The 11,530-nt window shown below is 45.7% G+C and carries 11 protein-coding genes; 5 read left to right on the forward strand and 6 right to left on the reverse strand.

Going from position 1 to position 11,530, the window contains the following annotated elements; genetic code table 11:
* Positions 1-7 precede the first annotated feature (7 nt).
* On the forward strand, positions 8-349 hold the full coding sequence (locus NIASO_RS01480) for a DMT family protein (protein ID WP_008582019.1): 342 nt from the start codon (positions 8-10) through the stop codon (positions 347-349).
* A 147-nt stretch (positions 350-496) separates the two neighbouring features.
* A complete protein-coding gene (locus NIASO_RS01485; protein ID WP_008582018.1) occupies positions 497-1,495 on the forward strand; it encodes a beta-propeller fold lactonase family protein in 999 nt (332 codons plus the stop codon).
* Positions 1,496-1,555: 60 nt separating this feature from the next.
* On the opposite strand, the gene NIASO_RS01490 is transcribed toward NIASO_RS01485, so the two are convergent.
* Together NIASO_RS01490 and NIASO_RS01495 are read right to left on the reverse strand one after the other, a co-directional pair.
* Positions 1,556-3,184, reverse strand: a complete 1,629-nt coding sequence (locus NIASO_RS01490; protein ID WP_008582016.1) for a sodium/sugar symporter — start codon at positions 3,182-3,184, stop codon at positions 1,556-1,558.
* Between the two features lie 135 nt (positions 3,185-3,319).
* Positions 3,320-4,195 (reverse strand): inositol oxygenase family protein, encoded by an 876-nt coding sequence (locus NIASO_RS01495; RefSeq protein WP_008582013.1) that lies wholly within the window; start codon positions 4,193-4,195, stop codon positions 3,320-3,322.
* Between the two features lie 328 nt (positions 4,196-4,523).
* Between NIASO_RS01495 and lepA the strand changes: the two genes are divergently transcribed.
* The 3 genes from lepA (at position 4,524) to NIASO_RS01510 (ending at position 8,282) form a co-directional block, all read left to right on the forward strand.
* Entirely contained in the window at positions 4,524-6,317 is a 1,794-nt protein-coding gene (gene lepA, locus NIASO_RS01500) for a translation elongation factor 4 (RefSeq protein ID WP_008582010.1), read from the forward strand.
* A 103-nt stretch (positions 6,318-6,420) separates the two neighbouring features.
* Entirely contained in the window at positions 6,421-7,089 is a 669-nt protein-coding gene (locus NIASO_RS01505; RefSeq protein WP_025298607.1) for a 2-C-methyl-D-erythritol 4-phosphate cytidylyltransferase, read from the forward strand.
* A gap of 188 nt (positions 7,090-7,277) precedes the next feature.
* Positions 7,278-8,282, forward strand: a complete 1,005-nt coding sequence (locus tag NIASO_RS01510) for a phosphotransferase enzyme family protein (RefSeq protein WP_008582003.1) — start codon at positions 7,278-7,280, stop codon at positions 8,280-8,282.
* Positions 8,283-8,289: 7 nt separating this feature from the next.
* Here the strand turns inward: NIASO_RS01510 and NIASO_RS01515 are convergent, their stop codons facing one another.
* From NIASO_RS01515 to rfbB, 4 genes are all read right to left on the reverse strand, one after another.
* Positions 8,290-8,721, reverse strand: coding sequence for an EthD family reductase (locus NIASO_RS01515; protein ID WP_008582001.1), 432 nt, complete (start codon positions 8,719-8,721; stop codon positions 8,290-8,292).
* A gap of 240 nt (positions 8,722-8,961) precedes the next feature.
* Entirely contained in the window at positions 8,962-9,819 is an 858-nt protein-coding gene (rfbA, locus tag NIASO_RS01520; protein ID WP_008582000.1) for a glucose-1-phosphate thymidylyltransferase RfbA, read from the reverse strand.
* Positions 9,820-9,825: 6 nt separating this feature from the next.
* Positions 9,826-10,371: a dTDP-4-dehydrorhamnose 3,5-epimerase gene (rfbC, locus tag NIASO_RS01525; RefSeq protein WP_008581998.1), complete on the reverse strand. Its 546-nt coding sequence runs from the start codon at positions 10,369-10,371 to the stop codon at positions 9,826-9,828.
* Positions 10,372-11,433 (reverse strand): dTDP-glucose 4,6-dehydratase, encoded by a 1,062-nt coding sequence (gene rfbB / locus NIASO_RS01530; protein ID WP_008581997.1) that lies wholly within the window; start codon positions 11,431-11,433, stop codon positions 10,372-10,374. It lies immediately after the preceding gene.
* Positions 11,434-11,530: the final 97 nt, after the last annotated feature.

Here is an 11,530-nt window from a genome sequence, read left to right on the forward strand (position 1 = left end):
CTTTGCAATGTTTTACAGAACCGTATTGTTATTAGTTTGCTCTAATGTTTTTATGACGTTGGCCTGGTATCATCATTTAAAAAATGAAAACTGGCCCCTATGGAAGGCAATTATATTGAGCTGGCTGATCGCTTTTTTTGAATACAGCCTTGCTGTGCCGGCAAACCGCCTGGGGCAACAAACAGGAGCCAACCTGTTCCAGCTAAAAATTACGCAGGAAGTGATAACGCTGGGTGTCTTTACTATTTATGCCGTTGCATTTGCGAATAATGCCTTTCACTGGAAATACCTGGTCAGTTTTGCACTGTTGCTGGGCGCGGTTTATTTTGTTTTTGCTGATATTAAGTAACGGAAATTTTATGCCCGGTAGTCGTTAGGATAGTAGCCATTAGCAGAATGGTCCCTTTATGCGAATATATTGGAGAATAATAAATGAAATTCAGGATTTCTTCAGAGTTGGCCCGCAGCTTGCTTTTTTAATAATTAATTATCCTTTATGCGCATTTCAAAAAACCTGGTGGCTGCGGCACTGTTTCTTAGTGCCGGCACTGTTGCCCTTGCTCAAGAGCACCAGTTTAAATTGGTAAAACAATTTCCGGTTGCAACAGACGGCGGCTGGGATTACCTGGCGGTGCATGGCAATGACCTGTATATTTCACATGGTACTCATGTTAATGTCATCAACAAAACAACCGGCGCTCCCGTAACGGTAATTGAAAATACGCCCGGGGTACATGGCATTGCCTTTGTGGATGGAGTGCATAAAGGCTATATCACCAATGGCAAAGGAAACAATGTTACGGTCTTTGATCTGGACAATAATAAAACGGTGGGGCAGATAGCAACCGGTGAGAACCCCGACGCCGTTATGTTTGATCCCTTCTCTAAGAGAATAATCGTATGTAACGGACGTAGCAAAAGTTTATCGGTTATTGATCCGGGGGCAGACAAAGTTGTCAATACAATTCCCTTATCCGGAAAACCGGAAACGGCTGTAAGCGATCATTCCGGAAAGATCTTTGTAAATATTGAAGACAAAAGCAGCATTGCAGTAGTGGATATCCATAAAAATGCCGTTATAGCCGAATGGCCGATCGCTCCGGGAGAGGAGCCTTCAGGATTGGCTATTGACCGCAGCACAAAAAGGCTCTTTGCCGGCTGCGACGGTAAATTGGTGGTGGTGAATGCGGAAAACGGTAAAGTGGTGCAGGCCGTACCGATTGACGACGGCTCAGACGGTATTGCATTTGATCCCCAATCGCGGCTGATATTTTCTTCGAACGGAACGGGCACCTTAAGCATCATTAAAGAAGTTGCTGCGGACAATTACAAAGTAGCGCAGGTATTACCTACTGTAAAATATGCACGTACCCTTACCATTGATGAGGCCAGTAAAACGATTTATGAATCTGTTGCGGAAATGGGCGCGCCCACTGGTGAGAATAAACGCGGCACTGTAAAAGCAGGAAGCTTTAAAATTCTTGTAATAAAATAGAGGGAGTAAATCTCCCGCAACCTTAATTGTTATTCTGCATTGATCTGCGGGATCTGGCTTTTACCAGAAAACCGTATATAATGCCGCCAGGATACCGCAAATAACAATCGATCCCATCAGGAAGCCGGGCGCTACGCGGAAATCCTGTTTTTCAACAATGATTGGCGAATCCGTTTTGGAGGCCGGAGTTAAAAGGCTGATAAAGATCATCACCCCTGCCACTACAAAAAAAGTAATGGTCATCCGGTCCAGGAACGGGTAATCCGGAAAAGCCCCGCTGGTCCATTTGGGGAGGAATTTTAATACCGTTGAAACCGGAACAGTAAGTACCGCCCCGGCCAATGCAGCAGCGGACGTGGTCCGTTTCCAGAACATGCCCAGTAAAAAAATGGCCAGCACGCCCGGTGAAAAAAAGCCCACATATTCCTGGATGAACTGATAGGCCTGGTCCAGCGATTTTAATGCCGGCGTTACGATTGCTGCCAGGAGCATGGCAATGATCACCGCCCAGCGACCGGTGCGTACCAGCTTTTTTTCGGAGGCTTCTTTATTAAAAAACTTTTTGTAAATATCCAGCGAAAAGATGGTGGAAATGCTATTGGCTTTCCCTGCAAGCGAGGCCACAATAGCAGCGGTAAGCGCCGCAAAGGCAACGCCTTTTAATCCCTGCGGCAGCAGGTTCATCAGGGTAGGATAGGCGTGGTCTGGTTTCAGGGTACCCGATGCATCTGTCATTTCCTGCTGAAATAATCCGTTCTTGTGCAATACAAACATGGTTATCCCGGGCAGTACTGCAATAAGCGGGATGAGCAGTTTTAAGAAAGCAGCAAACAGGATACCTTTGCGCGCGGTCTTTAAATCGGCGCCCAGCGCCCGTTGTACAATATACTGGTTGCATCCCCAATACGCCAGGTTGTTGATGAGCATGCCGCCGATCAATACCGACATGCCGGGCAATTCGTAATAATAAGGATCTCCTTTTTTAAAGATCATGTGAAAATGTTCGGGCGCTTCTTTTCTTAATATGCCAAGGGCTTTCCAGATATTACCGTCAAACCCGAATTTATCGGCCAGTAATGACAAAGCAAGATAGGCTGTAATCAACCCACCGATAATTAATACCAGCACCTGCACGACATCGGTGTAACCAATTACTTTCATTCCGCCCAGGGTAACAATTACAGAAAACACGCAAAGCCCAATGATACAGGCTTCAAAACTTAAGCTGCTGATAGAAGAAATAGCAAGGGCGCCGAGGTAAATAATCGAAGTAAGGTTTACGAAAACATACACCAATAACCAGAAGACGGCCATTATGGTGCTTACTTTATCGTTGTAACGTACCGATAAGAACTGCGGCATGGTGAAGATCCTGTTCTTCAGGTACACCGGTATCAGAAACACCGCCACGATCAGCAAGGTGGCCGCGGCCATCCATTCGTAGGAGGAGATGGCCAGCCCTAGTGCAAAGCCCGATCCGCTCATGCCGATAAAATGTTCGGCGGAGATGTTGGACGCAATTAAGGAGGCGCCGATGGCCCACCAGGTCAGCGACCCTTCGGCAAGAAAGAAATCTTTTGAATCGGTGGTTTCAGATTTTTTCCGGCGATACACATAATACCCGTAGGCGGATACAGCTATGAAATAGATAAAGAAAACAATATAGTCGAGTGGGTGGAGTTGATGCACGGGAATTTGGGAATGTGAAAATTTGAGAATTTGAAAATGGGTTCGCCGGAAGCAAGTGAAATAATAATTAATGGCTCATGGTTTATCTACTATGATCTATGAACTATCGACTATAAACTATTTGCCATGAACCACCTAAAACTTAAGCGTTTTGGGAAGGTATTTGTTTACCAGCTTTTCATAATAGGGCTGTAGTTTATTCCAGTCCGGTGGTTCCGGGTTTTTGGAATACAGGTCATAGGGATTGAATAGCTGTACCCATTTCAGCATTTTCTTATCATGGTCATCCGTAAGATACTGATAAGCCCCTTCGCGGTGCCAGGCATAAAAAGAATGGTAACGCAGCATATACAGTCCTTCTTCAGGAAGATAATCCTTCAGGATCTGGTAAATATATTCATCGTGCCCCCAGGACATGTTTACATTACGCAACCCGCAGCCGCATTCATATACGCCCAGTTTGGTATTATATTCAGGGTTGTCATGATCAGGATTGTTTTTAAAGAATTCCGGGTACACGATCTTGTCGGAATAGGCGCATCCCACCGGGAAGGTATCGCCCACAACAGCCCACTGCGGTTCGCCAAAAAGACACAGAACTTTCCCCATATCATGCATCAGGCCGGTGAGCACCATCCAATCGGGGTGACCGTCGCGGCGAATCGCTTCTGAAGTTTGCAGCAGGTGCTGAAACTGGTCCAGGTCGGTATCAGGGTCCGAGTCGTCCACCAGCTCGTTCAGGAAAGCAAAGGCATCCCAAACCGTCATTTCTTTGCGGTCAAATTTTAAAAAATCTTTTCTTTTACCGGCAACAAAATCGCTGGTTTGATACGTATGGTTCAACCGGTAAAATTCCTTTACCGTATCCCGCCGGGGATCTTCATAATTCCGGTATTCCTCTGTTGATTTGGAGGTAGCAATAGTCTCCGGATCAGGGTATCTTTTCAAAAGATCGTCCTCCCATTCATCGAGGCTGGCCAGGGGGGCGTTGTTTACGTTGTTTGTGCTCATGATGGCGATTTATACGTGTAAGAATTGAATCGTTTTCAATAACTCCTGTAATCTAATCAAAATCCGGGTAAAAATGCAAAAACGATTTAGTTTTAACATTATGGAGAAAATGTGGGAATGTGAAAATGTGGAAATGTGAAAATGGGTTCATACGGATGATAATTTTTAATAAGGTGAAACGTCAAACATCAAAAAATCAGACATCAGCTATCTTCGGGTTTTTCAACACTTCAGTGACAAAAAACCAGCTTAGCGGCCTGGGAACAAAATCCAACCCCGATTGCCCTTAAAATCGTACCTTTGCAGCCCCTAAAACAAGGGTTTACGCATGAAGCATATACGGAATTTTTGCATTATCGCACATATTGACCACGGCAAGAGCACGCTGGCAGACCGGTTGCTGCAAACAACCAATACGATCAGCGACCGGGAGATGATGGACCAGGTGCTGGATGATATGGACCTGGAACGCGAAAAAGGGATCACTATTAAGAGTCACGCGATCCAGATCAACTATAAGGCCCGGAACGGAGAGCAATTTGTGCTGAACCTGATCGACACGCCGGGGCACGTAGATTTCAGCTATGAAGTAAGCCGCGCGCTGGCTGCCTGCGAAGGCGCGCTGCTGCTTGTGGATGCCACACAGGGTATCCAGGCGCAAACCATCAGCAATCTTTACCTGGCTATTGATAACGATCTGGAGATCATCCCGGTGATCAACAAGATCGATATGGATGGGGCGATGATTGATGAAGTAAAAGATCAGATAATTGACCTCATCGGTTGTAAACCAGAAGATATTTTGCTGGCAAGTGGTCGCACCGGATTAGGGGTTGACGAAGTGCTGGAAGCTATTGTTGAGAAAATTCCGCCCCCCAAGGGAGATCCGCAAGCCCCCTTGCAGGCATTGATCTTCGACAGTGTTTTTAATAGCTTTCGTGGGATTATTGTGTATTACCGGGTCTTAAACGGAACCCTTCGTAAAGGCGACAAAGTAAAATTTGTAAGCACCAACCAGGAATATGAGGCGGATGAAATTGGCGTGCTGAAACTGAAAATGACGGAAAAGAATGAAGTGGGTACCGGCGATGTGGGCTATATTATTACCGGTATAAAAAATGCAAAAGAAGTTAAGGTAGGCGATACTATCACATTGGCATCCAATCAAAAGCCGATGATGATTAAGGGATTTGAAGAGGTAAAACCGATGGTATTTGCGGGGATTTACCCGGTAAATACAGATGAGTTTGAGGAACTACGGGATTGCATGGAAAAACTCCAGTTGAACGATGCTTCCCTGACTTTTGAACTGGAGACCTCGCAGGCGCTGGGTTTTGGTTTCCGCTGCGGTTTCCTGGGGATGCTGCACATGGAAATCATCCAAGAGCGACTGGAACGGGAGTTTAACCAAACGGTTATTACCACGGTCCCCAACGTTAGCTTCATTGCCCATACCACCAAGGGAGAGAAAATAATTGTCAACAACCCTACAGAATTTCCTGACCCTGTAAAAACGGAACGTATTGAAGAGCCTTATATTAAGGCGCAGATCATTACCAAGCCGGAATATATCGGCAATATTATGACGCTCTGCCTGGGGAAACGGGGGATCCTGATCAACCAGAGTTACCTGACCACCTCGCGTGTGGAGCTGATCTTTGAGATGCCACTGACCGAGATCGTGTTTGATTTTTATGATAAGTTAAAATCGCAGACCCGGGGCTATGCTTCGTTTGATTATCATCCTGCCGGTTACCGCGACAGTGATATCGTTAAAATGGATATCCTGCTGAACAACGATAAAGTGGACGCGCTAAGCGCCCTGATCCACCGCAGCCGGGCGCATGATTTCGGAAGAAAACTATGCGAAAAATTAAAAGAATTATTACCGCGCCAGCAGTTCCAGATCGCCATACAGGCGGCCATCGGTGCCAAGATCGTAGCAAGGGAGAATATTTCTGCTATGCGGAAGGATGTAACGGCCAAATGTTATGGAGGGGATATCAGCCGTAAACGCAAACTGCTGGAAAAACAAAAAGAAGGTAAAAAACGCATGCGCCAGATCGGTAACGTGGAAGTGCCGCAGGAGGCGTTCCTGGCGGTGTTGAAGCTGGATGAATAATTAGTGAAAAGTGAAAGGTGAATAGTGAGACGCCAGAAGTCAGAAATCAGTCCCGATGGCTATCGGGATTAGAAATTTCAAATCGGAAATTAGAAATAAGAAATTGAAAAAGATTGCGGTAATTGTGGCGGGCGGTACGGGAACGCGAATGGGCAGCGAGCTTCCAAAGCAGTTTCTATTGTTAAAGAACCGGCCTTTGCTCTACTATACGATTGATACTTTTTTAAAGGCCTATGACGACCTGGAGCTGGTGTTGGTGTTACCTGATGTTTACACCGATATGGGGCAGGAGATCATCGATGCCTATTTTGATAAAGACCGTATCCGCATTACGGTTGGTGGCAGCAGTCGCTTTGAATCGGTAAAGAACGGGTTGCAACTGATCACGGAAGACGCGATCATCTTTGTGCACGATGCCGTTCGATGTTTGGTTACTACAGATCTGATAAGGCGGTGTTATGAACAGGCATTGGAAACCGGAAGCGCCATTCCCGTGGTGCCCAGCAACGACAGTGTGCGCCTGCTAACCGAAGATGGCAGCGATGCCCTGGAGCGCGAAAAAATAGTACTGGTGCAAACGCCGCAGGTTTTCCACAGTAAAATACTAATTCCTGCCTTTTCTATTGAGCAAAAAGGAAAATTCACCGACGAAGCTTCTGTTGTAGAAGCCTTCGGAATGAAAGTGTCGCTGGTAGAAGGCGATAAAAACAATATCAAAATAACACATCCCATCGATTTAATTGTTGCTGAGCAGTTGTTGAATCAAATGTGAAAATTTGAAAATTTGAGAATGTGGGAATTGGGCTGCTGTCCGAAACTTGCAGTTGCATATCCCGATTTTCTTGCCTTTGAAACAGCTCCAATCGACAAGGGAGATAGAATAGAACTGCGAAGCAACGAGCTTCAACAGGGCGGAAGTATATAGCTATTGCGATAAATTCCATCACGATATTTTTAACTATGAAGCCTGTTTTTCCCGCAACTTATTCAACTCTTTGCCCGGCAGCTTTATCCGGGGTGATTACTGGAAAATACAACGCCGGAGCGGTGCAATGCAAATTCCTATCCAGGGGCGTTGGCGATACGTATCTGGTTGAGTTCTCTGATGCGCAATTTGTATTACGCGTTTATCGTTCTTCTCATCGAAGTCTTCCCCAAATAAAAGAAGAGATGGCATTATTACTGGCTTTGAAAGAGGCTGGTGTTTCTGTATCTTATCCGGTTCCTACTACTTCAGGAGAAATTGTCTTAAGCTTTGATGCTGTGGAAGGGGAAAGGCATGCGGTGTTGTTCAGCTATGCGCCGGGTGAGGTGATTAAGGTATTGGCCAATAGTCAACTTCGTGCGCTTGGGCGGGAGATGGCTCGTTTTCATAATGTAGCATCCGTAATTTCACTGGGAGACGCACGATGGGAATTTGATGCTGAAACAACGCTCTTCCGACCTTTGGAACTATTGAAGCCGGGTTTTTCTAAAGACCCCGAAGCATATGTTTGGCTAAAGCAGATAGCAATGAAAGCGGCGGAAAAGCTATCGCTTTCGGACACATCGGGATTTTCAAAAGGCTATTGCCATTTTGATTTCCTTCCGAAGAACTTTCATTTTAGGGATGATTCGGTGACTTTTTTCGACTTTGATTTTATGGGCTATGGTTGGCTGGCGAATGATATAATGTCCTTTTGGCAACATCTGATTTTGGAGACCTATACCGGGCGAATGACCCGGGAAGCAGCCAATGACGCCTATAAGATTTTTTTGGAAGGGTACCGGGAGGATCGTATGGTTAGCGGACAGGAGCTGGCGGCGGTGCCGTATCTTTCAATTGGATTCTGGCTTTTCTATATGGGTTTTCATACGACTCACGACCAGTTTTATGTGTTTAGTCAACCAACGCAGGTGAAATCTTACACCGGCTTATTAAGATTTATTGTAGAAAATTTTTGGGATAAGGAATGCATTCTGTGAATGGGTTCTATTTTACGTTATTGTGCTCCAATTGTTTGATCTCACTTATTTGTACAATAGGTTGAATATTCGTGTACTTCTTTATGTCCGTGAAAATGGCATCCATATGCGGCGCTAGTGCTTTGCTATATTCAGCAACATCGGCAACATAAAAAGTACCTACCGCTGCAAAAGGTACTTTGTCACCTGTCCTGCCCGCAATGCCCTTGTCAATTTCATAAAATTTTAGATTTTTCCCTAAAAACCCCGCTACCATCGGCATGTGCTTTTTTTCATAATAATCCATGTCGAAGGTTTTATTTTCACCGTTTGGATAAAGTATCGCGACTTTAAACATTCCGGTTTCGGGCATGGGAGCCTGTTTCAGTTGACTTGTTTTACAGCTTGCTAAACTGGCAAAAACGAAGATCAGCAGGAAAAGATAAATTCTGGCGATCATAAAATTGGTTTGAATGTTTTTTTAGGGGTGCATCAGGTGGCGAACAACGTTAAGGGATCTGTGCCTTAAAATACGATCCCGCCTGCGATAGATGCCTGATAAAATTACGAATAATTATTTCTGCTATTCGAAATTTATAGTTTCGGATTTAAATTCTGTTTGCATTGACAGTATCAATATCGCTAAAGGCGACAGAATGGAACTGCGAAGCTACAAGCTTTGTAGGGAACGGATCAGCCATTATTTCACCTTCTTCAGGTAGCTGCCGTAGCCGCTTTTGATGAGCTCATCGGCCAGTACGTTTAATTGCTCTTTGTTGATAAAGCCGTTCCGGAAGGCGATCTCCTCAATGCAGCCGATCTTCATGCCCTGGCGCTTTTCAATTACGCGCACAAATTCAGAAGCGTCCGTCAGCGAATCGAAGGTGCCGGTGTCCAGCCAGGCAGTGCCTCTGTCCAGGATGGCTACATGCAACTGTTTACGATTCAGGTATTCCTTGTTGACATCGGTGATTTCATATTCGCCTCTTGGAGAGGGTTTCAGGTTTTTAGCAATCTCCAGCACAGAGTTGTCATAAAAATACAGACCCGGAACCGCGTAATTCGATTTGGGCTCCGTTGGCTTCTCTTCGATGGATTTTGCCATTTTATTTTCATCAAATTCCACCACGCCATACCGCTCGGGGTCTGATACCTGGTACGCAAAAACATAACCCCCTTCCACATCGGTGAGCTTTTTCAACTGGCTGCCCAGTCCGGCACCATAAAAGATATTATCGCCCAGCACCAATGCTACTTTATCGTTGCCCACAAATTCAGCTCCGATAACAAAGGCTTGCGCCAGCCCATTAGGCACTTCCTGCACGGCATATTCAAACCGGCAGCCGATCTTTTGCCCGTCGCCCAGCAGGCGTTTAAAACCCGGTTGATCTTCCGGGGTGGTGATGATCAATACTTCATTAATACCTGCCATCATTAAAACTGATAAAGGGTAATAGATCATCGGCTTGTCGTAAATCGGCATCAGTTGTTTGCTGATGGCCTTGGTAATAGGGTAAAGGCGGGTGCCGGATCCGCCGGCGAGGATAATTCCTTTCATTATAGTTTATTTAAACACATCATTAAAGAACGGCAGTTCGGCGTCTTTGGGAGAAATGCCCGCCTTATCAGCGTCAACCTGCCAATTGATATTGAGCCCGGGGTCGTTATACACCACACCGGTTTCGGAGGCCTTGTTGTAATAGTTGTCGCACTTGTAAAAGAATACGGCCGTGTTGGAAAGTACAGAAAATCCGTGCAAAAATCCCCTGGGAATAAAGAACTGCAACTGGTTTGCGGCGCTTAAGGTAACCGCCACATGCTGACCAAAAGTAGGCGAGCCCGGACGCGCATCCACTGCCACATCCAGCACTTCACCCTGCAGCACCCGTACCAGTTTAGCCTGGGCAAAATCGCCTGTCTGGGCATGCAAACCCCTGATCACCCCCCGGGTGGAAAACGATTGATTATCCTGCACAAAATGGGTGGAAATGCCCATACGCTCGTTAAACCGCGCTTCATTAAAACTCTCAAAAAAGTAGCCTCTTTCGTCCTTAAACAATTGCGGCTCTATAATAAAACACCCCCTAAGCCGGGTTTCGGTTACCTTCATTTATTCTGCGTTGTATTGTTTTTCGTAATAATGCTGGTAATCTCCGGAGGTCACGTGTTCCAGCCATTCGGTATTTTCCAGGAACCAGTCGATCGTTTTAGATAACCCTTCTTCAAAAGTAACGGATGGGCTCCATCCCAACTCTTTATTGATCTTGGTGGCATCGATGGCATAGCGCAGATCGTGACCCGGACGGTCTTTTACAAAAGTGATCAGTTGGGCACTGGTACCGGCTATACGCCCCAGTTTTTCATCCATCTGCTGGCATAAGAGGTTTACCAGGTCGATGTTTTGCCACTCATTAAAACCGCCCACATTGTACTTTTCGCCGCTTTTCCCTTCGTGAAAAACCAGGTCAATAGCCCGCGCATGATCGATCACATACAGCCAGTCGCGGGTATATTTTCCATCCCCATAAACCGGCAATGGCTTGTTGTTAATGATATTATGGATCATCAGGGGGATCAGTTTTTCAGGGAAATGATTCGGCCCGTAATTGTTAGAGCAGTTGGTAAGCACTACCGGCAGCCCGTAGGTATCTGCATAGGCATATACAAAGTGATCGGAAGATGCTTTTGATGCGGAATACGGGGAATGCGGATCATAAGCCGTATCCTCGGTAAACAGGCCTTCAGCTCCCAGGGCGCCATATACTTCGTCTGTGGAAACATGGTGAAACCGCTTGCCTTCGTAATTGCCTTTCCAAAGCTCCTTCGCTGCATTCAATAAATTTACAGTACCGATCACATTGGTGTACACGAAATCGAGAGGAGAAGTAATAGAGCGGTCTACATGGCTTTCGGCTGCCAGGTGAATGACCCCATCCGGCCGGTATTTTTGAAACAAAGCGGTCACTTCGTTTGCATTTACGATATTGGCTTTTTCGAAAATATAATTGGGCTGGTCCTGGATATCTTTTAAATTTTCAAGGTTGCCTGCGTAGGTAAGCGCGTCCAGGTTAATGATCTTATAATCCGGGTACCGGGTTGCAAATAAACGGATTACATGCGAACCGATAAAGCCCGCGCCGCCGGTAATAATAATGGTTTTGGATTCAGGCATATTTCCTGTTGTTTTTAATATTGCTGATTTGGTTGCGAAAGTACGGATTTATGCAATGAAAGTCAATGAATACGAAAGAACTATAGAAGGGAGGGAT

Source organism: Niabella soli DSM 19437, from assembly GCF_000243115.2.
GTDB classification, from domain to species: domain Bacteria; phylum Bacteroidota; class Bacteroidia; order Chitinophagales; family Chitinophagaceae; genus Niabella; species Niabella soli.

Coding starts and splice junctions, on each gene's coding strand:
- NIASO_RS01485 (WP_008582018.1), top strand. CDS start 497: ATGCGCATTTCAAAAAACCTGGTGGCTGCGGCACTGTTTCTTAGTGCC.
- rfbB (WP_008581997.1), bottom strand. CDS start 11,433: ATGCCTGAATCCAAAACCATTATTATTACCGGCGGCGCGGGCTTTATC.
- NIASO_RS01480 (WP_008582019.1), top strand. CDS start 8: ATGTTTTACAGAACCGTATTGTTATTAGTTTGCTCTAATGTTTTTATG.
- NIASO_RS01495 (WP_008582013.1), bottom strand. CDS start 4,195: ATGAGCACAAACAACGTAAACAACGCCCCCCTGGCCAGCCTCGATGAA.
- NIASO_RS01515 (WP_008582001.1), bottom strand. CDS start 8,721: ATGATCGCCAGAATTTATCTTTTCCTGCTGATCTTCGTTTTTGCCAGT.
- NIASO_RS01510 (WP_008582003.1), top strand. CDS start 7,278: ATGAAGCCTGTTTTTCCCGCAACTTATTCAACTCTTTGCCCGGCAGCT.
- rfbC (WP_008581998.1), bottom strand. CDS start 10,371: ATGAAGGTAACCGAAACCCGGCTTAGGGGGTGTTTTATTATAGAGCCG.
- rfbA (WP_008582000.1), bottom strand. CDS start 9,819: ATGAAAGGAATTATCCTCGCCGGCGGATCCGGCACCCGCCTTTACCCT.
- lepA (WP_008582010.1), top strand. CDS start 4,524: ATGAAGCATATACGGAATTTTTGCATTATCGCACATATTGACCACGGC.